At 34.9% G+C, this 21,797-nt stretch carries 21 protein-coding genes and 1 tRNA gene; 10 read left to right on the plus strand and 12 right to left on the minus strand.

Features of this window, described 5'->3' with window-relative positions; translation table 11 throughout:
* The 10 genes from MV052_RS01225 to MV052_RS01270 form a co-directional block, all read left to right on the plus strand.
* On the plus strand, positions 1 to 402 hold a 402-nt coding region (locus MV052_RS01225), incomplete at its 5' end, for a molybdopterin dinucleotide binding domain-containing protein (protein ID WP_297440180.1).
* On the plus strand, positions 399 to 1,079 hold the full coding sequence (locus tag MV052_RS01230) for a 4Fe-4S dicluster domain-containing protein (RefSeq protein ID WP_297440182.1): 681 nt from the start codon (positions 399 to 401) through the stop codon (positions 1,077 to 1,079). The genes MV052_RS01225 and MV052_RS01230, both read left to right, overlap by 4 nt.
* Positions 1,058 to 2,317: a polysulfide reductase gene (locus MV052_RS01235; RefSeq protein WP_297440184.1), complete on the plus strand. Its 1,260-nt coding sequence runs from the start codon at positions 1,058 to 1,060 to the stop codon at positions 2,315 to 2,317. The genes MV052_RS01230 and MV052_RS01235 overlap by 22 nt, the downstream gene beginning before the upstream one ends.
* Before the next feature lie 100 nt (positions 2,318 to 2,417).
* The gene (hypB, locus tag MV052_RS01240; protein WP_297440186.1) at positions 2,418 to 3,221 is read left to right on the plus strand and encodes a hydrogenase nickel incorporation protein HypB; all 804 of its coding nucleotides are present in this window, start codon (positions 2,418 to 2,420) and stop codon (positions 3,219 to 3,221) included.
* A gap of 1 nt (position 3,222) precedes the next feature.
* Positions 3,223 to 3,513 carry a HypC/HybG/HupF family hydrogenase formation chaperone gene (locus tag MV052_RS01245; RefSeq protein WP_297440188.1) on the plus strand — a complete coding sequence of 97 codons (291 nt, stop codon included), beginning with the start codon at positions 3,223 to 3,225 and terminating at the stop codon, positions 3,511 to 3,513.
* Positions 3,514 to 4,659 (plus strand): hydrogenase formation protein HypD, encoded by a 1,146-nt coding sequence (hypD, locus tag MV052_RS01250; protein WP_297440190.1) that lies wholly within the window; start codon positions 3,514 to 3,516, stop codon positions 4,657 to 4,659.
* A complete protein-coding gene (hypE, locus tag MV052_RS01255; protein WP_297440193.1) occupies positions 4,656 to 5,654 on the plus strand; it encodes a hydrogenase expression/formation protein HypE in 999 nt (332 codons plus the stop codon). The genes hypD and hypE overlap by 4 nt, the downstream gene beginning before the upstream one ends.
* A 66-nt stretch (positions 5,655 to 5,720) precedes the next feature.
* Positions 5,721 to 7,283 (plus strand): enoyl-CoA hydratase-related protein, encoded by a 1,563-nt coding sequence (locus MV052_RS01260; protein ID WP_297440195.1) that lies wholly within the window; start codon positions 5,721 to 5,723, stop codon positions 7,281 to 7,283.
* Complete coding sequence (hypA, locus tag MV052_RS01265; protein WP_297440197.1) at positions 7,276 to 7,617, plus strand: hydrogenase maturation nickel metallochaperone HypA; 342 nt, start codon at positions 7,276 to 7,278, stop codon at positions 7,615 to 7,617. The genes MV052_RS01260 and hypA overlap by 8 nt, the downstream gene beginning before the upstream one ends.
* Before the next feature lie 10 nt (positions 7,618 to 7,627).
* Entirely contained in the window at positions 7,628 to 8,374 is a 747-nt protein-coding gene (locus MV052_RS01270; protein ID WP_297440199.1) for a DUF695 domain-containing protein, read from the plus strand.
* A 55-nt stretch (positions 8,375 to 8,429) separates the two neighbouring features.
* Here MV052_RS01270 and nrfD read toward each other — a convergent pair whose 3' ends face one another.
* From nrfD to MV052_RS01330, 12 genes are all read right to left on the minus strand, one after another.
* On the minus strand, positions 8,430 to 9,701 hold the full coding sequence (nrfD, locus tag MV052_RS01275; protein ID WP_297440201.1) for an NrfD/PsrC family molybdoenzyme membrane anchor subunit: 1,272 nt from the start codon (positions 9,699 to 9,701) through the stop codon (positions 8,430 to 8,432).
* Positions 9,686 to 10,360 carry a 4Fe-4S dicluster domain-containing protein gene (locus tag MV052_RS01280; protein WP_297440204.1) on the minus strand — a complete coding sequence of 225 codons (675 nt, stop codon included), beginning with the start codon at positions 10,358 to 10,360 and terminating at the stop codon, positions 9,686 to 9,688. Before MV052_RS01280 ends, nrfD begins: the two co-directional genes overlap by 16 nt.
* 1 nt (position 10,361) lies before the next feature.
* Positions 10,362 to 12,797, minus strand: a complete 2,436-nt coding sequence (locus tag MV052_RS01285; protein WP_297440206.1) for a molybdopterin-dependent oxidoreductase — start codon at positions 12,795 to 12,797, stop codon at positions 10,362 to 10,364.
* A 187-nt stretch (positions 12,798 to 12,984) separates the two neighbouring features.
* The gene (locus MV052_RS01290; RefSeq protein ID WP_297440207.1) at positions 12,985 to 14,412 is read right to left on the minus strand and encodes a DUF3373 family protein; all 1,428 of its coding nucleotides are present in this window, start codon (positions 14,410 to 14,412) and stop codon (positions 12,985 to 12,987) included.
* Between the two features lie 45 nt (positions 14,413 to 14,457).
* Positions 14,458 to 14,793: a cytochrome C gene (locus tag MV052_RS01295; RefSeq protein WP_297440208.1), complete on the minus strand. Its 336-nt coding sequence runs from the start codon at positions 14,791 to 14,793 to the stop codon at positions 14,458 to 14,460.
* 137 nt (positions 14,794 to 14,930) lie between these two features.
* Entirely contained in the window at positions 14,931 to 15,512 is a 582-nt protein-coding gene (locus MV052_RS01300) for a TetR/AcrR family transcriptional regulator (RefSeq protein WP_297440209.1), read from the minus strand.
* Positions 15,512 to 17,188 carry a hydrogenase gene (locus MV052_RS01305; RefSeq protein WP_297440210.1) on the minus strand — a complete coding sequence of 559 codons (1,677 nt, stop codon included), beginning with the start codon at positions 17,186 to 17,188 and terminating at the stop codon, positions 15,512 to 15,514. The genes MV052_RS01300 and MV052_RS01305 overlap by 1 nt, the downstream gene beginning before the upstream one ends.
* On the minus strand, positions 17,189 to 17,734 hold the full coding sequence (locus MV052_RS01310) for a HyaD/HybD family hydrogenase maturation endopeptidase (RefSeq protein ID WP_297440216.1): 546 nt from the start codon (positions 17,732 to 17,734) through the stop codon (positions 17,189 to 17,191).
* 66 nt (positions 17,735 to 17,800) lie between these two features.
* Positions 17,801 to 18,502 (minus strand): Ni/Fe-hydrogenase, b-type cytochrome subunit, encoded by a 702-nt coding sequence (gene cybH / locus MV052_RS01315; RefSeq protein ID WP_297440211.1) that lies wholly within the window; start codon positions 18,500 to 18,502, stop codon positions 17,801 to 17,803.
* 12 nt (positions 18,503 to 18,514) lie between these two features.
* Positions 18,515 to 20,248 (minus strand): nickel-dependent hydrogenase large subunit, encoded by a 1,734-nt coding sequence (locus MV052_RS01320; protein WP_297440212.1) that lies wholly within the window; start codon positions 20,246 to 20,248, stop codon positions 18,515 to 18,517.
* A gap of 14 nt (positions 20,249 to 20,262) precedes the next feature.
* Positions 20,263 to 21,426 carry a hydrogenase small subunit gene (locus MV052_RS01325; RefSeq protein ID WP_297440214.1) on the minus strand — a complete coding sequence of 388 codons (1,164 nt, stop codon included), beginning with the start codon at positions 21,424 to 21,426 and terminating at the stop codon, positions 20,263 to 20,265.
* A gap of 244 nt (positions 21,427 to 21,670) precedes the next feature.
* A tRNA-Ser gene (locus tag MV052_RS01330) sits at positions 21,671 to 21,759 on the minus strand.
* Between the last annotated feature and the right edge of the window lie 38 nt (positions 21,760 to 21,797).

The raw sequence follows: 21,797 nt of genomic DNA on the forward strand, positions 1-21,797 counted from the left end.
TATAAAGAAGCACCGAAGGGAAAATTTAAATTTGTATCAGGCCGACATGCCTTGCAAACGCAGAACTCCACTGCAAATAACATTATGCTCTTAGATATGATGAGAGAAAATTATCTCTGGATAAATAAAGAACAGGCTGAGGAGAAAGGAATAGGACATGGTGACTTAGTTGAAGTGACAAGTTCAATTGGAACAATACATATAAAAGCATACCCCACTATTAAAATCATTAAGGATGTGGTCTTTTATGTTCATGGGTTTGGACAAGAGTCTACAGGACTTACTTTTGGCTATCGAAATGGTGCAAGTGACAATATGATAATAGAAGATACAACAGAGGCTGTTTTTGGCTCAGCAGCCATGCATGAAACGCTTGTTGACATTAGGAGAGTAGAAGTATGAATTATGCAATGTCTTTAGATTACCAAAGTTGTATAGACTGTAAGGCCTGTGAAGTTGCCTGTAAAGAAGAAAATGGTGTACAATTGGGTGCAGATAAACAACGTATATGGATTACACAGGTGGAAACAAGTATATTTGGGCAACCATCTGTTTCACTTCATCCATCACAGTGTAACCACTGTTTGGATGCGCCTTGTGTTGGTGTTTGTCCAACAGGTTCAAGCTATTTTGGATTAGGTGGAATAGTCATGACGGATAAGGACTTATGTATTTTATGTAAGGGATGTATGGAGGCTTGTCCTTATAATGCACGTTTTGTTGATGATACACATGTAGCTGTAGATAAGTGTAATTTCTGTTATGACACAAGACTCGTCAATGGCGAGATGACTACAGCTTGTCAAGCAACATGCCCTACAAAAGTAAGAGTTTTTGGGGATATAGATGATGAAGAATCTGACTTGATTCAAATGCTTAAAAAAAGAAAGTTTTATGTGCTTAAAGAGGATGAGGGAACTGTACCGAAGCTTTTTTATCTATTACCAGAACATGATGACTATTTTACGATAAACTCTGTAGCTAAAGATACAAAGATATATACTTGGGAGACATATCGGCCTATTATAGAAAAAGCAAAAGCAAAAAGGAAAGCACAGTGGAAGGCAACAGCAAAATAAATTTAAGAAAAAATGGTCTGAACTTAAAACTATTATTGACAGATAGGGTTATGCTTATCTCGTACTTCTTTTTGGCAATAGCTGCGTTTGGTTTAGTTGAGATGATTTATGAAAGGTATTTTTTACTCTCAGCAACAGCTTTAGATGCAGGGCTACACCCTGCAAGCACGGAGATGGCAGCGGCCATGAAAGAAGCTGTTTTTGGTTCAGGTGGTGAAGTTAAACGGGAATCCCCATGGTCTTTGTATATTGTAAATTATATGTATATGATCTATGTTGGTTCAGGTATTATATTTTTAGTAGCTGTTGCAGAGCTGTTTGAAGTAGAAATCATTCTTAAGCCTGCTGCCGGCTTTTTAACGCTTGGTCTCTCTATGGTTCTTGCAGGTCTTTTCACTATTATGGCAGATTTAAATGTTCTAAACCTACATTGGATGGTTTTATCTCCCCAGTACAATTCTGGAATGTGGCTTATGCTACCACTTTACATGGTTATAATACCTTTGGCTATTTTAGAAGTGTATTTGATAGTAAATCATCAAAAAAAGTGGATTAAAAAAGTTGCTTTTTTAATTGTTATTGTAGCTCTTTTAGTTGAGTTTGTAGAATTTTATATTCAAGCAAAATTATTTAATATGAATTCAGCACGACATTTATGGACTAGCTATCCTTTGCTTCCCTTATATTTTATGATATCCTCATTTGCAGCTTCCATTGCTATTATGGGTCTCTATTCATATATTGTTTGCAAAAATATTATTCTTATGTATACTTTGGAGAGAATAGCATTTGCTTTTGTTGTGGCACTTGGTAGTTACGAAGTTGTTTCTTATTTATTTATAGATAAAAAATGGGCACAAATCATTCTATTTGGAAGTTTCAAATACTATTTTTACCTTTATATCCTTTTGGCTGCTATTATTCCTGCTGTACTTTTGTTTAAACATTATATGCATAATTATTTCAAGTTGATTGCATCACTTTCAATTATTGCTGGAACTTATTTAGGAAAGGCAATTTTTGTATATGGAGGAAATGCTTACCCCATGAGTGATAGATTTGGAGTAGGGTTTGAAAAATATGGAGAGTATAAAGAGGTAAAAGATATTATATTCTTTATGCCTCCTTTAAGTGAGATTGCTATTGTAATAGGTTCTGTAGGTGTGATTCTATTTGTTTATAGAAGTGCTGATCTTTTATTTGGCATTACTGCAATGCAGAAAATTGATTTGAAGTAGTACAAAAAATAGATAAGAAACTATATGTTTTAGTTTAAATTTACATAAGATAGTATACACTATAAAGAATAGCTAAAATAAATTTTCAAGGAAATAATATATGTGTGCAGATTGCGGATGTAGTATAACAGGAACAACTTTAGGAGATGGGCATAGCCATCATCATAAACATGAACATTCAGAGGAAGATTCACATTCTCATGAACATCAAGCAGCTCACGAGACACTGCACCATAACCCTCAATTAAATGATAAAAAAACCATAAGTATTATTACAAAAATACTTGATAAAAATAATCATGAGGCTGGACATAATCGTGCCCATTTTGATAAAAATAATGTTTTAAGTATCAACTTAATGAGTTCTCCAGGAAGTGGAAAAACGACATTGCTTGAACAGATGGCAGAACTAGCGAATTTTAAATTTGGCGTTATAGAGGGAGACTTAGAGACTTCTCGTGATGCAGATAGAATAAAGGCAAAAGGAATTCCTGCTTATCAGATTCAAACAGGGTCAGCATGTCATCTTGATGCTTTTATGGTTCACGAAGGGCTCCACGATATGCCACTTGATGAGATTGATGTATGTTTTATAGAGAATGTTGGAAACCTTGTTTGTCCCGCTTCTTATGATGTAGGTAGTCATTTAAATATTGTTCTTGTTTCTGTTCCAGAAGGAAGTGATAAGATTGAGAAATACCCAGTAATGTTTCGTCAAGCAGACTTGATTCTTATAACGAAGATGGATTTAATAGAATACTTCGATTATGATATTGAACATGAAAAAAAAGAGGCTCGTAAGATTAAGCCAGGTGTAGATATTTTAGAAGTAAATAGTAAAGATAAAGAGTCTATTCAAAGAGTAATCGACTGGATAGAATTTAAAAGAAAGATGAGGGACTAATATGTGTTTATCAATTCCAAGTAAAGTAGTAAGTATAGACGTGGAGCGTAATGTTGCAAAAGTTGACACGATGGGAGTTACTCGTGAGGCTGGTCTTGAACTTATGGAAGAGGGGGATGTAAAAGTTGGTGATTATGTTTTGCTCCATATAGGGTTTATTATGAACAAGATAGACGAAGATGATGCTCTAGAGTCACTGAAAGTTTATAATGAAATACTAGAAAAACTTGATGAAGAGGAACGAAGGCAGATGGTCATCAATGATGACAATTGTGAAAATAGAGGTCAGTAGATGAGTGAACTACAACTGAAAGATCTTTATGATGGATTTCGTGATCCTGAAGTAATAAGTGGGTTTGCAAAGCTTATCGAGCAAGAGGCGAAAAAACTCAAAAAACCGATAAATATTATGGAGGTGTGTGGAGGTCATACGCACTCTATTATGAAATTTGGTTTGCCTCAATTACTTCCGAAAAATATCAACTTTATTCATGGTCCGGGATGTCCTGTCTGTATTATGCCAAAGGAGAGAATTGATCATGCTTATGCACTGGCAGAACAAGAGGATGTCATACTTTTAACGCTTGGCGATATGATAAAAGTTCCTGGAAGTAGAGGGAGCTTACAAGATGCTCGTGCAAAGGGTGCTGATGTGAGATTTTTATACTCTCCCCTTGATGCTCTGAAGATCGCTGAAGAAAATCCAGCAAAAAAGATAATTTTTTTCGCCATTGGTTTTGAGACAACGACCCCAATGACAACTGCACTTATAGATATCGTTCTTAAACGCAGTATTAAAAATATTTTCTTTCATATTAATCATGTAACAGTGCCTGAGGTGATGGTGGAGCTCATCGACTCTCGTGATGAGCATGTAGATAGTTACAACAATAGAATAGATGCCTTTTTAGGACCCTCTCATGTAAGTGTAATCACTGGGAGTAAAATATATGAAGAGTTCCCACGTAAGTATAACAGACCTGTTGTAGTAGCTGGATTTGAGCCAGTAGATGTGATGGAAGCAATACTTATGATAGTGAAACAATTTAATGAAGAGAGATGTGAACTTGAGATAGAGTATAAACGCTTAGTGACACACGATGGAAATATAAAGGCACAAAAACTTATAGAAAAGTATTTTGAAAAAGCATCTCTGTTTAAGTGGCGTGGACTAGGAAATGTTCCAAAAAGTGGCTATAGACTTAAGAGTGAATATTCAGCTATAGATGCAGAAAAAATTTATGCTGATATTCTTCCTAAGGATGAGATAGAAGATCATAAGCTTTGTATATGTGGTGATATTCTTAGAGGTATGGCTAAACCGCAAGAGTGTACTATATTTGGAACTGCTTGTAAGCCTAGTACACCTTTAGGAAGTTGTATGGTAAGTAGCGAAGGTGCTTGTGCTGCTTATTATAAATATGGAAATTTAATATGAATAAAACTGTAACCTTAGCCATGGGAAATGGCGGTGAAGAAAACAATGAACTTATCTCTAAAGTTTTTTACAAGGCTTTTAAAAATGAGATATTAGAAAAAAGTGAAGATGCTGCTGTTATTCACGGAGGTGAGCTAGCATTTAGTACCGATAGCTTTACTGTAAGTCCCCTTTTTTTTCCGGGAGCAGACATCGGTAAACTAGCAATTTGTGGTACCTGTAACGATTTAGCTATGATGGGTGCAAAGCCAAAGTACCTTACTTGTAGTGTTATTATAGAAGAGGGTTTTTCTGTACGCGAATTAGAAAAAATTGTTCGTTCTATGAAGATAGAGTTAGAAAACAATGGTGCCATTATTGTGAGTGGTGATACAAAGGTTGTTCCTCGTGGAAGTGTTGATAAGATTTTTATAAATACTACCGGAATTGGTGAAATAAAGAAAAAAGGTATAAGTTCTAATCTTATCTCAGAAGATGATGTCATCATAGTAAGCCGTGATATAGGATGTCATGGTGCGACAATATTTGCAGCGCGAGAGAGCATAGAGTTGAGTACAAAGCTGGAGAGTGATTGTGCCTCTTTAACGCATCAAGTTCAAGCACTTATAGAAGCAAATGTAAAAATAACAGCACTTAGGGATGCTACACGTGGTGGTGTAAGTGCTGTTCTCAATGAGTGGGCAACACAATCAAATATATGTATAGAAGTGGATGAAGAGTCGATTCCTGTTTCAGAAGAAGTATATGGGATTTGTGAAATTTTAGGCTTTGAAGCAGTCAATCTTGCGAATGAAGGTACCTTTGTTCTAGCCATCAAAAAAGAGGATGCACAGAAGGCACTTGAGGTATTGCATGGCTTTGAGAACTCTGCAAACGCAGTAGAGATTGCAACTGTGAGTGATCAGTATCCAAAAAAAGTGATTTTAAAAAGTTCTTATGGAACAAAACGGTTTTTAGATGCACCTACTGGCGAACTCCTACCCCGTATCTGTTAAAACTCTATGAAAATCGCTCTTATAGTCAGCTCCTTTAACTCACTTACTCAAGTACTCTACACAAGGATGCTTGATAGGGGTCACACACTTTGTGTAGTATTTGCCATAGAAGATAGGCAAATTCTTCAAGAAATAGCGACGTTTACTCCTGAAATTATACTCTGCCCCTATCTGCACTTTTTTTTAAAGAGTGAGATTTATGAGAACTATCCGACCTTTATTTTTCACCCTGGCCCCAAAGGCGATAGAGGGGCTTACTCTTTAGAGAATGCACTGCAACATCAAGAGTGGGGAGTGAGTATTTTAGAGGCGAGTGCACTTTATGATGGAGGGGATATTTATATTGAGAGAAGCTTTAAAGTGAGAGATACATATAAAGCTTCTCTTTATAGAGATGAGGTAAAAGAGGCATATTTAAGTGGGATAGATGAATTTTTAATTAATTATGGAAGTGCTTTTAAAATACCACAAAGTCTTCGACCTCTGCATAAAAAACCACTTATCAAGATTAATTGGAACAATGAAAGTTCTTTAGAAATTATCCATAAGATAAATCTTCTCGATAGTTATCCAGGTGTAGAAGATGAGATAATGGGTGTAGAGTGCCATCTTTTTGGGGCATGGCTAGAGGAAAAGCTAGCAGGAAAACCAAAAGAGATAGTAGCAAAACGCGATGGGGCAATATGCTTAGGAACAATAGATGGTGCTATCTGGATAAGCCACTTAAAAGCAAAAAACAGCTTTAAGCTTCCGGCTACTTATGTTTTAAAAGAGAAGTTAAGCGGAGTCAAAGAGAGTAGGCTTCCTCTGCTTTTTGACAAAAGCTACGCTACATTTTATGAGATAAGTGTAGAGAAGAGAGAAAATGTAGCCTATCTCTGTTTTAACTTTCATAATGGTGCTATGAGTGCGCAGCAGTGCATACGGCTAAAATATGCCATAGAGTATCTTAAAGAGGAGTGTGAGGTTTTAGTCCTTGTTGGAGGTCTTGACTTTTTTAGTAATGGTATCCATCTTAACATCTTAGAAGACTCAAAAAAGAATGGTGAAGATGGCTGGAGCAACATAAACGCTATGAATGATTTAATAGGCTCTATTTTAGAAGCTGATGAGATAATCACTGTAGCTTCTTTAGCAAAAAATGCAGGAGCGGGTGGTCTCTTTTTAGCCCTTGCTTGTGACAGAGTAGTAGCACATGAGAGTGTAACACTTAACCCTCACTACAAAACTATAGGTCTGAGTGGGAGTGAGTACCACACGTATACATTGCCAAAAAGAGTTGGAGAGAGCGTAGCAGAGGAATTGCTTAATACAATGCTTCCTTTATCTTCACAAAGAGCCTTGAAACTCGGAATGGTCGATAGAGTTTTTCAAAAAGAGAGCTACTACGAGAAACTCCATAGCTTTGCAAAAGAGAGTTACTCTCAAGAGAAGATCTGGGAAAAACAGGATATTCTTGAGCTTGAGAGAGAGAAGATGCAGTTATGCAAAAAGAGAGAGATAGAGAGGATGTACCTTGAGTTTTGGGAGCCTGCGAGTGAATTTCACACTTTACGAAAAAATTTTGTTTATAAAAATTGCCCTACAAAAACACCCCAACATTTAAAAGAAGGAAAAAAATATGCATGAATATAGTATTGTTCAAGCTCTACTAGAACAGATAGAAAATACAGCAAAAGAGAATGATGCGACGAAGGTTACAAAAATCATTACAAAAATAGGTGTAATGAGTGGTATAGAGATTCATCTTCTTGAGGTGGCGTTTAATACATTTAAAGAGAGAACTATTTGCGATGGAGCAGAATTTATTATAAATGTACAGCCCATAACAATAGAGTGTCATAGTTGCGGGGAGATAAGCGAACTTGAAAAGATAGAATACTGTTGTCAAAAATGTCAATCGGTAGATATAAAAGTAATTGATGGGGAAGATATGTACCTCATGAGTTTAGAGATGGAATAAAGGAGAAAATATGCACGAGTATTGGGAAGGTTACATGAAACCCTTGGAGGGTAATAAAGCAATGATAGCATTTAATGCAGGGGTATCTGACTATGTGCCAGATGAAGAATATCCGTATATGGCATTTATGAAGGTGAAGCTGAATACTCCTAAAGAGGATGGACTAGTTGATGAAGAAGAGTCCGACGACATAGGTTTTATAGAAGACAGACTAGAGATGGAGTCTCTTCGCTATAAGGCAGGACAGTATATTGGTCGGATTATTACAAAAGGCGAAGTCAATTTTATCTACTATCTCAAACTTGATTTTGAATGGAAAAATATTGTTGATGATACTATGGCTTATTTTAAAAATTATAAATTTGAGTTCGGTTCAAAGATGGATATGGAGTGGGAGATTTATACGAAACTTCTTTTTCCAACATTAAGAGAATGGCAACTTATTACAAATCGACATGCTTGCGCACAACTTCAAGAAGAAGGAGATACTTTACAAGCAAAAAGAGCGATAGAACATACTATCTATTTTAATACAAGTGAAGATAAAGAGTCTTTTAAAAAACTGATGGAAGTTGAAGGATTTAAAACTTTAAAAGAGATTGAACTTACTGACAAATTGGTAAAATTTGGATTAAAGTTTTATAGAGTAGACGCACCAGATTATTACAACATAGATGCGATTACAATGAAAATCATAGACATGAGTGAAAAATCTCAGGGACAATACGATGGATGGGAAACGAGTTTAGTTAAATAACATATGCCTCGGATTTTTATACGCAATGAAACATATTGCGTATAAAAATATTGTATTAATGTTCTTGTGAAACAGTGGAAACACTCAATAGAGTATCGAGAAATTTATATGCAGCTAAAACAACTCCTAAAGATCCAATAACTACAAGTACTTCTGAAAAATGAGGTAAAAAGAATAAAAACTCTTTGACCACTTCATATTCAGAATATTTTTCAAATCCTGTACCAAAACGGTTACTCATAGGATAGGCATTCCCACCATAAACAAAAATATAACGTCCAATATAAGTACCAATAACAGCAAAAAATGCTCCTGAAATAATAAATATTTTATGGGTATGGCTTTTAAAATTCAATAAAAAAGGCAAACCAACAGCAAACACTAAATAGATATAAAAATAATATTTAAACTCACCAAAGAGGATAATGGCACCCCATTTTTTATCAATAAAAAGATAAGCTACTGCTTCATACATTGCCAACAAAGCAATACAATAAAGGAGAGAAATACGCAAAAAATTCACAAGTTTCATAAATTCTTCTTGTAATTTCTCTTTATATACAATAAAAGTATAGAGTAACATAACGGCAATACCAGCAACAAATGCAGAAACAATAAAATAGAGTGTCAAGAGTGGATAAGTTGTCCAAAGATGCCGTGCTGTATTCATATCAAAAAGTTTGGCTTGAATATAGTACTCAACAAGGTCAATCACAATACTTATAAGTAAAATAATCCATGCAATTTTTTTTACTAATGTTTTATTTTTTGTCAGTAAAAGATAAATTTCAAAACAGACAAAAGGAATATAGATGGCATACAATGGTAACATAAGCCACATTCCTGCTGTAATATTTGGGGTGAGAAACATCGATAACATATGTAAAATATTTAAATCTACAGCAATAGTAAAAAGCCCTCCAAAAACCATACTAAGACCAAAAGTCATGAAGCCTGCTGCCGTTTTTTTAATGATTTGGACATTAAACAGTTCTGCAAGGGCTACAAAAAATATTATAGCACTTCCTGTATAAATCATATACATATAATTAACGATATAAAGTGTCCATGGTGCTTCCCTTTTGACTTCTCCTCCATCACCAAATATTGCTTCTTTCATAGCCATAGCAACTTCTCTACTTCCAGGATTCAAACCTGCATCCCGTGCATTCGCTGTTAAAGAGAAGTATCGTTCATCAAAAACTTCATACACACCATAAAATCCAAGAATCAAGAAAAGATAAGCAAGCAACATAGTCTTGTTAAAAAACAGCTCCTTAAGTGAAGTTTTATTGATTTCTAAACCTGCAATTATAAACTTGTCCATTGTTTACTCCTTTTTGCTTTTGCCATATCAATAAGAGGTTTGAATGTCTCCCAAGTATGAATTGTTGTTTCATGCCCTATAGAGTTTTGAGCAAAATGATCATCATGCTCTGGAAAGAGATAGAAAAGTTTTGGAACTGTTCCTTCATTTTCTTTTAATACAAAAAACTTGCGTGATTTGAGTAGTTGTACTAACTCACCTTCTTCATCATCAAGATCGCCAAATAAGCGAACCTTCGTAGGACAAGTTGCCTGACATGCTGTTGTTGCTTTTCCTTGTGATATTCTTGTATCAAAACAGAATGTACACTTATCAACTGCAGCTACTTTATCATCAACAAAACGAGCATCATATGGACATGCTTCCATGCATCCCTTACATAAAATACATTTCTCTTGATCTACTAATACTAAACCACCATCTGCAAAATGGCTTGCATTTGTGGGGCATACATCTACACATGGAGCATCAACACAGTGATTACATTGAGAAGGATAAAGACTTAAGATTGGTCGACCGAAAATACTGTTTTCTGTAACGCCAACCCAGATTCTCTGCTTATCAGCACCCAGCTGTACTCCATTTTCTTCTTTACATGCAATTTCACATGCTTTACAGTTTATACAATTTTGATAATCTAATGCCATTGCAAAATTCATTTTACACTCTCCTTATATCGACAATTGTCTCATGCATTACTGCACTTCCAAATACTGGCTCTATAGTATCTTCAATAATCATATTATCGCTTGCTCCATTTCTGTAACCGAAAGTAAGTCCTGTACTCTCAGCTCCAAAGCCATGTACATAAAAAACGACTCCAGGAATTATTTTTATAGTTGGATAAGCCTTAATTTGTATTTTACCAACACTACTTTCTACTTCAACAAGGTCACCAAAAGATATTCCTTTCTCTTTTGCTTCCTTATCATTTATCCAGAGATAATTTTCTCGCATTAAGTCTAAGAGCATAACATTATTTTGTGTAGAGTTTTGTGTAAATTGTGCATGTCTACCTGTGACAAATTTAAATTTACCTTTTGGTGTTGGTACGAGATATTTATCGTGCCATGTTGGCATTGAATCTAATCCTTTTCTTTTCATAAAACCAAGTACACACTCTACTTTTCCAGATTGAGTTTTAAACTTTTTCTTCAAAGCTGCTATCTCTTTCTCGCTTATACAACTGTCAATTGGCATATCTTTAATTGTTGAACCTTTTTTTACAGTATAGTATTTTTTATCTTCTGGGTAATATTCATATTCATTTTCTGAAATTTGTTTAAAATATTTTTCCATCTCTGGATAATAAACGCCTTTTTCTTTAAGTGAGTGATAAGCTTTTTCGCCATGCACACTCACTACTAAATGTTCATTAATTTCTTCTTGAGATTTGTTAAAAGCATCTGTTAAGTCAAATCCATCCTCAAAATAGACTGCTTCTTCTCCTCTTTCTTCAATTTCATCTTGAACATCTTCATCATATTTCTTTGTGATTTCAAAAAGAGGCTTAGAAATTTTTTCTGTTAATCCCTTCATAATTTCCATTACAGGTTTTGTCTCATACATAGGGTCGATAACTTTATTTCTCAGAACAATTGAAGGTTGCGTCCCTCCAAATGATTTTACAGGATCTTCCCTCTCTAGATAGGTACACTCAGGTAAAACAACATCTGACATCATAACAGTATCGCTAGGCATAGTGTCTATAGTGACAACCAAATCCATTTTTTCTAGCATCTTTTTAGTTTTTGCAACATTGGGTACACTAAGCATTGGATTTTGTTTATAAACAAACATACCTCGAATAGGGTATGGAGTTCTATCCTCTACTATCATGTTCCTAAAGCCTATCCAAGTACCACTGAGTCCGACTATAGCTGCTTCTTTTGTGTCTATTCTTGAGAGAGAATTGGCGTACATAGGTGCATTGATTGTATGACTTCCTAGAGGAACTTTTGCTCCAAAAATAATACCGCCTTTTGTATCTATACCCCCACCTAAGGCACTAAAAATTGCTTGTGCTCTTCGTAATTGAAAATCGTGTTTACTCCAAGCTGTTCTTCGCCCTTGATAGTAGATAGAACGTGGTGCTGATTCCATAAATTCTCGTGCTACTTTTCGAATCATTGAAGCACGGATACCTGTTATCTTTTCAGCCCACTCAGGCGTATAGTTGCTTTCTAGAATATGCTTTCTGTATTCTTCAAAAGAATTCATATTAGTTTTGACAAACTCTTTATTGTAGAGTACTTCATCTAGGACAACGTAGGTAAGTGCTAATACAAAAGCTAAATCTGTTCCTGGTTGTATAGAAAGCCATTCATCAGCTTGAGCTGCTGTATTTGTAAAGCGTGGATCAAGGACAATAAGTTTTGCACCTCTTCCTCGTGTTCTTTTAAAAAGGTCCATCGTATCTGGTGTTAAAATAGCCTCAGCTCTATTTGCCCCAGCCATAATGACATAAGAGGCATTTTCCAAATCTGCTTGTCCATATCCTCCAATAGTTAGCGAGTACCCAGAGAGTGTTGTTTGCAAGCAGATAGACGCATGGTTGACAAAGTTTGTGGAGCCAAACTTATCTGCCATAAAACTTTTATAAGTATGTTCTGCCATACCTTCACCCGAACAGTACCCTATGGTAGAACGATTATCTTCTTCCTCTTCTAAAATTGTTTTTAGTCCTTTAAACTTATCTGTTCCATTTAAGATAGCTTCATATGCCTCATCCCATGTTGCACGCTTAAATTTTCCTTCCCCTTTTTCCCCAATTCTAATAAGTGGATACTTTAATCTATCAGGATCATAAAGAGCATGAACTCCTGCCACACCTCTAGGACAGAGCATATTTTTAGATTTTGGAAAATGAGGATTTGGGTCTAATTTTGTAACGATACCATTTTCAACTCTAGCAAATGCTGCACATTTATTTACGCACATTTCACATAGTGTTGGTACTTCTTTAAAAGTGTATTCTTTTTTTATATCTGTTTTTGTTGATGCGAGTAAGTTGTTTGAAGCAAGTGTAGCTCCACCAAGAATACTCAGAGCAACACTACCTTGAAGAAATTTTCTTCTTGAAATTTCTACTTCCATTATATTTTCCTTTTTTTATTATTTTAAATAATACAAATTATTATTATAATAAATATGATTACTTAAAAAGTTTACTACATATAATCTTAAAGGTTTCTTTTATAAAAAAAGTATTTGGAAGAACTTTGATGAAGAGAAAATGTATTGTTCATATCACAAAAGAAACTCTTTTGTGATATGTTTGGGATTAATATCTATATCTAAAATAAACGCGAATATCTTGTGCAGTTTTTACGGCATTCATCCCAATTGCTTGAGGACTGTCAATCTCATAAGGTGTACCATAATCGCCAAAGAATCCATTTGAACCTGTGAAGTCATAATCTAAATAAGTATAACGTACTTGCATAGAAAAAATATCTTTACTACCTTTTTTTACTAAAGGCTGTGTCCAATATGCTTCATATGCTGAACCACGAACAGCAATTTTTGAACCAATCATTGTATCTTCACCATATGTAAATGGTCTCCAGTATTTACTACCATGGTTATACTCAAGCCCAAAATGTCCACCCGTATAGTTTGGCATTTGTGTACCTATCCAGTAAGATGTACCTGTTTTGCTATCGGTAGAACCCATCATTGCTTCGCCATCATCGGGATGAGAAATAGATGTTGCAAAAGAAGCAAAAACTATAGTATCATCGAGAAAATCATTAATTTCATCACCGATACCATTGACCATAAAAGAGATAGCAGCACCATCTTCATCGCCCATTGTTTTCATAAAATCATCTGTTGGAGTTGGTGTCCCGTTCGTACTCATTCCTGGAAGTGACATACCTCTGTACGCCGTAGTTTTTACTCTGTATTGACCATCATCATAAGGCACAAAAATAAATCCAGCAAAATCAGAAGTGTCTAAACCTGTTGTAGTAGTAATATAATTCATTCCTGTATTATTTGCCCAACTTGCAGCGTTTGTAAGACCACGGCCAAGACATACTTTAAAGTACATACCAGGAACATATTTGTCGAGCATAACAGCGGCACTTCCACCATCAAACTCCATATTAATGACATGTCCGAGTGGGGACTTTTCTTTTGCATCATCTTCTCGTAAATTTGCTAAAAAGCCATTTGTTGAAGGACGACGACCAATACTAAAAGTTGTCTTAAGACCACCAACAGTAGGTTTCCATATCCAATATGCTTCTCTAAGTTTTATAGTATCATCAGTAAGGTTTTCGTTGATAACCCAGTCAAAAGTATCAAAACCTGCTCCTGTAGCTCTTTGAGCATAACTTGCACCAAAAGCTTTATTAAAAGCAAGTTGACCTATAAATGTCATGTTACTTGTAGGTGCATACCCCATGCCAAGCCATAAACGATTTGAGAAAAGTCCGGAAGTATTTTCGTATGTTTTTCCATCCGTCGCCTCATAACTTACAGCATCGTATGATGTTCTTAAATCTACATTAAACTTGATGTTGTCTTGTGCAGCTAAAGCATTTACTTTTGAAACAGCTTTTGTATTTCTTTGCTGCTTTTTTTCTAATTTTTCTAATTTTTTAGTAAGCATATCTACTTTAGATTCTAAATCAGATATATCCTCAGCATTAGCACTTGAAACTAATAAGCTTATTGCAACAACAGATAATAGTGTTTTTTTCATAATAACTCCTTTGTTATTTATGTTAATCGTTAGTATTACTTTGGTTTAGCAAGAAGGAACATTTCCGCTATCACTTGCATAATCATGTACAAAATCATATAAGTGTTCAGAATATCTTTTTTCAAATTTTGGACTATCAAAGAACTTTTTACCACCTGGACATACTTCAATCATTACATCTTTGAGTTTTCCACTCTCTTTAGCTTCTTCCCATTCTGCTTGTGTATGCTTTGCGGCAAAAATTGCGCCATTAAAACCACATTTACTTTTAAGTTTTTTTAAGTATAGTCTTTGCCCTTTAGAAGTGTCAGCATTTGCAGCAGAACCTAGTAAGCCTAATCCAATAATAGCAGCAAGTGCTATGTTTCTATATTTCATCATATTCTCTCCTTAAATATACTGTTTATTCTATCAGTAGAACAACAGTATAGATATATTAAGTTTAAAATTAAATAAATTTCTTAAAAAATATGTAAATTATAAGTGATTTGTATAAAAAATATTATAATATATGTTATTTAGCTGAGGGACTTACAGATTGCATGGGCTAAGTTTTTTTTATATTGTGCTAAGTCTGCTTGCAAAACCTTTTCACCATGCAAGAAGGTAATACCTCCTAAAATCCCTGAGATACAGGCAAAAGAGATATAAAAATCCTGATTTGCAAATTCTTTAGATGCAATACCGTCTGTAACAAGTTTTTCAAGCTCTTTGATAAATGATTCTGCAAGTGAAAAACCAGAGTCATCACTTTGATAAAAGACTTCTCTGTTAGCAAGATAAATTCTAAAAAAATACTCTATCATTTCTGGGTGCTTCTGCAAAAATTCTAAGTATTCTTCTACAAAACAAGCAACTTTTTCTTTTGCTGGAATATCCTGAGCGTTAATATTATGTAAAATAGTTGCTAATTTCTCTGTAACAAAAACAATAGAAGCTTTCGCTAAAGACTCTTTAGAGGGAAAATAATTATAAACATTTCCAACACTAATCCCTATATGTTTTGCAATTTGAGATATCGTTGTTTTATAAAATCCCTGTTTGGTAAATATCTCTAATGATGCTAAAAGAATAGAGTTTTTCTTTTTTTCTTTAGACATTAATCAACCTTTGGAGAATCCCCATAAAATATATTTCGTCCATCAACTGGCAATTCATTATTATAATAAACTTGATGATTGATTGAACAATCAAGGTCGAGACGAGCAAAAAGTTTTTTATTCTCAAGAAGCGATCCCGCTACAGCAACTGCTGTTACACCCATACTATTTTTTATTGTATCGAGTTCGTTAGATAAAAACTCTACAAAACTTTCCATAATACCATATGAGAGTGTAAGCTCATCAACACCTGCAAGCCGAAAACTCATAGCACTTTGTATAATCAAAAGAGGATTCATAGTCACCTTGTCATTTATTTTTTCAAGCTTATAGTCTATACGGGGGCCTTTTTTTCCTAAAAATGAGAGATTATTGTTTTCTATGATTTGCGAACCTTTTATAATATCCAAATCCTCACTATATCCGAGTATAATAGCAATAATCCCCCAAATTCTGTAAATAGAGAGGTTTGCATCTTCCCAAGAAAAAGTGATAATTTTTTCATAGAGTTCTGGAAATTTTTCACGATAATTTTTTAATAATCGAGCTGCAGTTTCATTCTCTTGCATCTGTTCAAAGAGTTCGGCTATGGATTGAAATGTAAAACGTAAAGAGAGGTATTCTACAACACCATATTTCTTTCCATAGACTATAATGCTATTGTTGTACTCTTTGCTGAGATAAATACCGACTATATTTTCATCTTTAAGTTTATGTTCTTTAATAATTGAGTATAAAGCACCAACAGCAGGCACAACACTCTCAATCTCAACAGGAAATTCTGGAATTCCCTTCTCTCCCTTTACAACAACAGAGTTTTTTTCTGAGACCACCACTTCAATAGGCTCAATCGATTCTTGTTCTGGAAAAAAGGAGACAGTAGTATCAAAAGCAATCGCTTCTTGTGTTATAAAAAGAATATCCTCTTCTAATTTATGCAACTCTTCCATGAGAAGATGCAAGATGAAATCATCAGGTAACTTAAAGCGAAGCAACTCTTTTTGTAAGGAGTCATAATTACTTTTAAACTGTAAATTTGTTTTTAATTTTACCAAGGGCTTTTCAAAAGAGGCAAGGGCATTGTATTCATACTCTTGTGAATCTGTATATTTTTTCACTGTAGCATAATCATATACGAGTAAATCATAAGCAACACTATTACAAATTTCACAAGGAAGACCGACGTTATATCTTCCGTAAAATGTATCTATCTGTACAATTTGTTTCTCTTTTATTTTCTGTGCTAGTGTTACAAAATCCTTTTTGTAATTCTTGGCTTCGCCAGTAACATCATAACCACACACTTTACATGCAGTAAAAATATTATAGTAATTTTCGCTTTTTTCATTACTAACATCTGCTAAACAATCAAGACAAAAAGGGAGTGGTACTTTTCTTTTATCTAAAACTAAAGAATCCTTTTTCGGTATCTCTACAACACTGACTACTTCTGTTTTATGTAAAAAAATACTATAAGGCAGTCTCTTTGAGAATGTTTCAACAAAAACTTCTAACTCATCTATAGCGCTCTCTTTTACAGCAACATAACATTGCAGCAGAAAACCATCTCTAAAAATTTTACCCTCTAGCCCAAACTCTTGAAGTGTTTTTAAAAAAATTTTCTCATATACCTGCGAGGAGGATCGATAGTCTATCTTATACTCAAGTACTAGCATTTAAAACCCTTCAAGAAGATATGTCTGACTCGCTACATCATTGACGGTCAACTCTTTTTTCAGTTCTATATTGACATCAAACTCTCGAACAAAATCAATCACAACTTTTTCCATGAGTTTTGCTCCTTTTAACACTTCTGGTGTCATTTCAAATGTAGAGTTCTCTCCTATAACATATGGAACAATACCCACAATTTTTGTTGGTGGTAAATCTCCCATAAGTTCTATCATTTGAAGGGTTTGTAGCATTTCAACTTCATGCGCACTTCCTTCCCATGTAATATAGTCGGGTACTTTGTTAAAATCAAAAAAGTACACTTCACCTATTTTCGCATCATCAACACTTACACAGTCCATAATAATAACATGATCATACTCTGTAATAATAGGAATGAGCCGAGTTGCTAGTGTGCCACCATCTACAACATCAATAGTATGCTCTTTGGAGACAAATTCATACTTTTGATTAAGCATATTTGCCATATGTGCACCAACACCTTCATCTCCAAAAAGTACATTTCCTATACCTAAAATTAATATTTTTATAATAATCTCCTCTTTTAAATATCACTCAAAAAGGAGAGAGTTTATCCTCTCCTTCTAAACTAGTATTTAATGTTTTTTATGCCATTTCATACCAGAAAAAATTGCATCCATAGAACCATCTTTACCAAAAACTGCATTATAAATTGCCATATAAACATGGACAGTTACAAATAATATAACACCCCACATAGCAATGTGATGCAACTCTCTTACCCATGCCAAACCGCCAAGTAAAACTTCTAGTTCACGCATAAATGGATAGAAAAAAGCACCCAATCCTTCATGATAAACATGTACATATAAAATCAATCCTGTAATTATCAAAATAAAAACAAGTGTATAAAACCCCATATATGCAATAAACTGTAAAGGATTATATGTCCCTTTTAAGTGAGGATGCTTAGATACCAAAAGGTAATAACCAACTTGTTGCATCCATACTTTAGGATTTAAAAAATCTTTTATTGAAATCATTTCACCTTTATATCTTTTTGCAAAAATAAAAAGATAACTTTTTAATAAAACAACAGCAATTAGTATAAATCCAAAAATTTCATGCCAACTTCTAAACAGTGCTTGCATGAAGTTATCAGGTTCTGCACTCTGTATTGGTGTTACAAAAGGGTCTGCAATATAAAAACCAGTTATTGTGAGCACTACAATAGAAAAAGCTCTAATCCAATGTTGCCATCTGTAAGCAGGAGAAAATTCCATCTCCCTATTTACACAGTTCTCGTCTGCTTCATGTTGTTTATGAACAGCTTCCATTACCTACTCCTTTTATACACCACAGCTACCATAGAGTGGATTTACTTTATATTCACTCAATTTATTTCCTTTTGTATCCATAACATGCACCGCACAAGCAATACAAGGATCATATGAGTGAATAATTCTTATAATCTCTAAAGGTTGAGAGAGATCTTTTATCTTTAGTCCAATTAAATCTGCTTCATAAGGTCCCTTAACGTCGTTGTGATCTATTGGACTTGCATTCCAAGTAGATGGTACAACTGCCTGATAGTTTTCACACACACCATTTTTGATACGAATCCAGTGGCTCAACATTCCTCGTGGAGCCTCACCCATACCACGGCCTTTGTACTCTTTATTATTATCTATTGTATAAGGTGTACATGTTGATTCATCAACTTTCAGGTTTTCTATAAGACTATAGAAAGCTTCTACAGCATGGTCTGCAATAAGTTCACACTGAATAGCTCTTGCGGCTGTTCTTCCAAGTGTTGTAAATAGTGCTTCTACTGGCAATCCTGTCTCTTGCAAGAAGTTGTCAACATACTTTTTAATCTCTTTATTTCCTTTTGCATATCCTACAACTAGTGTTGCAAGAGGTCCAACCTCCATAGGTTTTCCATCATATCGTGGTGACTTAATCCAGCTATACTTTCCTTTTGGATCAATATTTTCAGAGTGAATCATCTTCCCGTCAGGACCAACACTTTCACCTTTTACAAAACCAGTATAATTTGGATTAGTTTTTCCTTCGTATGGGTGCAAGGCCTTATCATCTTTATACCAAGAATGTGTTGCCTCTTCTGTAATGAGGTCTTCATTAATTTCAAATACTTTTGAAAGATCAGCATTAAGTATATAGCCACTTTCAAAAAGGTATTTTTCTCTTCCGACAAGTAACTCTTCATAAGACATAAAATTCTTCACACCAATAGGCTTTGTAACAGAAGGTTCATCTGCATACATTTCAGCAGCCATTTTAATATCTGCTATATAAGCATTTTTAACAAATACTGCCATCTCTTTGTATTTTGTGAGATATTCACTCATGCGTGCAGGATCTAAAATATCCATAACACAAGTTACTCCACCAACAACTAATGACTGCGGGTGTGGATTTTTTCCACCGAAAATTGCCATCATTTTTGCTAAAGTTCTTTGTACTTCAAGAGCTTTAAGATAGTGAGAGAGCGCAATGAGGTTTTGTTCAGGAGTAAATTTATAAGTTTTGTGACCCCAGTAAGCATTTGCAAATGGACCAAGACCTTGTGGGCTTTTTGCAAGTTTTGCTACTTTTTCTTTAACTACTTTGAGCTCATTTTCTCCTGTGCCTACAGGATTGTCACTATATTTAAATGCTAATTTGCTTGCTTTTGCTTCATCAGCATCAAGTGCTGAAACAATATCAACCCAGTCAACACCATGAAGATGATAAAAATGCACAACATGATCATGCATGAAAAGTGCCGCATTCATAAGTGTTCTCACAAGCTCAGCATTTAAAGGTATCTTAATTCCTAATGCATCTTCAACTGCCATAGTACTTTTTAGATAGTGGGAGTAAGTACATACACCACAAATTCTTTGCATTAAAAGAGGCACATTTCGTGGATCTCTATCTTTTGCAATAACTTCCAAACCTCTCCATAATGTAGAAGATACATAAGCATCCTCTACAACTCCATCATCATTGACAACAACTTCAGCACGTAAATGCCCTTCAATTCTTGTTATTGGATCTACTACTACTCTTTTTGACATAATTACTCCTTTTTTTATTCTTTGGGTGGTTTTATTGCTGATATTGCTGCATGTGCTGCAATACCTACAGCTGTTACACTTAAGAGTCCAATTCCAATTTTGTCAGCAGTTGCATCAGCTCCTAAGCCACTGAAAGTTGTATTGTACAGTCTATCTTTAAGGGGTTCATTAACTGTACCCATAGCATCCCAGAAGTCTGGTTCACTACAGCCCATACATCCAAATCCAACTTGTACAGGCCAAGAAGTTCCTTCATTAAACTTGTTTTTTGAACAATTATTAAATGTATATGGACCTTTACAACCTACTTTATAAAGACAAAAACCATCTTTTGCAGCTTCATCACCAAATTGTTCGACAAATTCTCCTGCATCAAAGTGTCCTCGTCGTTCACAAAGGTCATGGATTCTCAATCTATACGCCCACTTTGGTCTATCATAAACATCTAATGCTGGAAGATTTCCATAAAGTAAAAAGTACATAAGTGTACCGACGATATTTGATTCACTTGGAGGACACCCAGGAACATTAATAATTGGTTTTTCGGTAATTTTACTCAGTGCCACTGCACCTGTTGGATTTGGAATAGCAGCTTGTACTCCACCATATGCAGAGCAAGTACCAATGGCAAAGATAGCTGCTGCATGTTCCGATGCATCTTTTGCTATATCTTTCCCTTTTTTTCCATGTCCACCTACAGTTAAATAAACACCATCATCAGCAGTTGGAATACCACCCTCTACCATAAGTACATATTTTCCTTTGTATTTTTCCATAGCATGTTCAAGGTTTTCTTCAGCTTGCCATCCGACAGCTGCCATAAGTGTTTCATGATACTCTAAGGAAATATGATCAAAAATCAAACTATCAATTGTTGGGTTAGCCGAACGCAGAAGTGCTTCACTACAACCTGTACACTCCGCCATGTGTAGCCAAATGATAGGTAGCCTATCAACCACTTTAATAGCATCTGCTATAAGTGGTGTAAAATTTGATGGCAGTGTCAACATAGCTGTCACTGCTCCTGCCCACTTCATGAAGTCTCGTCTTGAAAAACCTTCTTTCTTTAAAACATCTTCAAGAGGTGTTTCCTCATTGATTGGGGTTTCTCTCTTTAAGCCTTCTATTCTTTGTTGAAACTTTTCATAAAGCAAATCATATGATATTTCATCTGCCATAATAAACTCCTTCTTTCTTATATGAATGATTATTCAACATAATACTGAACAAATACTTAACTGAAGATAATAGTTTGTATTTTTAACATAAAATAGAAGACTTGATTTAGAATGGAGTAAATTACAGACTGTAAAACTCTATATGAAGTGTTTTTTAGTGAAATAAATAAAAAATTAGCTAGTTTGAAATGAGGTAAAATTGTATTTGTTTCGTGTTTTAGGGTGTTTTTGAAGTGTTGTTGTATGGTGGACCCTCAGGGATTCGAACCCTGGGAGGTATGACCCTCGCCGGTTTTCAAGACCGGTGCATTCGACCAACTCTGCCAAAGATCCACGTTGTAGTAGTAAATTGTTAAATAACTGGAGGTGCC

The organism is Sulfurimonas sp. (genome assembly GCF_026988655.1).
In the GTDB taxonomy this organism is placed as follows: Bacteria; Campylobacterota; Campylobacteria; order Campylobacterales; family Sulfurimonadaceae; genus Sulfurimonas.

Excerpts from the sequence above, each read along its gene's own strand:
- MV052_RS01230 (WP_297440182.1), top strand. The coding sequence starts at position 399 with ATGAATTATGCAATGTCTTTAGATTACCAAAGTTGTATAGACTGTAAG.
- hypB (WP_297440186.1), top strand. The coding sequence starts at position 2,418 with ATGTGTGCAGATTGCGGATGTAGTATAACAGGAACAACTTTAGGAGAT.
- MV052_RS01245 (WP_297440188.1), top strand. The coding sequence starts at position 3,223 with ATGTGTTTATCAATTCCAAGTAAAGTAGTAAGTATAGACGTGGAGCGT.
- hypD (WP_297440190.1), top strand. The coding sequence starts at position 3,514 with ATGAGTGAACTACAACTGAAAGATCTTTATGATGGATTTCGTGATCCT.
- hypE (WP_297440193.1), top strand. The coding sequence starts at position 4,656 with ATGAATAAAACTGTAACCTTAGCCATGGGAAATGGCGGTGAAGAAAAC.
- MV052_RS01260 (WP_297440195.1), top strand. The coding sequence starts at position 5,721 with ATGCTTGATAGGGGTCACACACTTTGTGTAGTATTTGCCATAGAAGAT.
- hypA (WP_297440197.1), top strand. The coding sequence starts at position 7,276 with ATGCATGAATATAGTATTGTTCAAGCTCTACTAGAACAGATAGAAAAT.
- MV052_RS01270 (WP_297440199.1), top strand. The coding sequence starts at position 7,628 with ATGCACGAGTATTGGGAAGGTTACATGAAACCCTTGGAGGGTAATAAA.
- nrfD (WP_297440201.1), bottom strand. The coding sequence starts at position 9,701 with ATGGACAAGTTTATAATTGCAGGTTTAGAAATCAATAAAACTTCACTT.
- MV052_RS01280 (WP_297440204.1), bottom strand. The coding sequence starts at position 10,360 with ATGAATTTTGCAATGGCATTAGATTATCAAAATTGTATAAACTGTAAA.
- MV052_RS01285 (WP_297440206.1), bottom strand. The coding sequence starts at position 12,797 with ATGGAAGTAGAAATTTCAAGAAGAAAATTTCTTCAAGGTAGTGTTGCT.
- MV052_RS01290 (WP_297440207.1), bottom strand. The coding sequence starts at position 14,412 with ATGAAAAAAACACTATTATCTGTTGTTGCAATAAGCTTATTAGTTTCA.
- MV052_RS01295 (WP_297440208.1), bottom strand. The coding sequence starts at position 14,793 with ATGATGAAATATAGAAACATAGCACTTGCTGCTATTATTGGATTAGGC.
- MV052_RS01300 (WP_297440209.1), bottom strand. The coding sequence starts at position 15,512 with ATGTCTAAAGAAAAAAAGAAAAACTCTATTCTTTTAGCATCATTAGAG.
- MV052_RS01305 (WP_297440210.1), bottom strand. The coding sequence starts at position 17,188 with ATGCTAGTACTTGAGTATAAGATAGACTATCGATCCTCCTCGCAGGTA.
- cybH (WP_297440211.1), bottom strand. The coding sequence starts at position 18,502 with ATGGAAGCTGTTCATAAACAACATGAAGCAGACGAGAACTGTGTAAAT.
- MV052_RS01320 (WP_297440212.1), bottom strand. The coding sequence starts at position 20,248 with ATGTCAAAAAGAGTAGTAGTAGATCCAATAACAAGAATTGAAGGGCAT.
- MV052_RS01325 (WP_297440214.1), bottom strand. The coding sequence starts at position 21,426 with ATGGCAGATGAAATATCATATGATTTGCTTTATGAAAAGTTTCAACAA.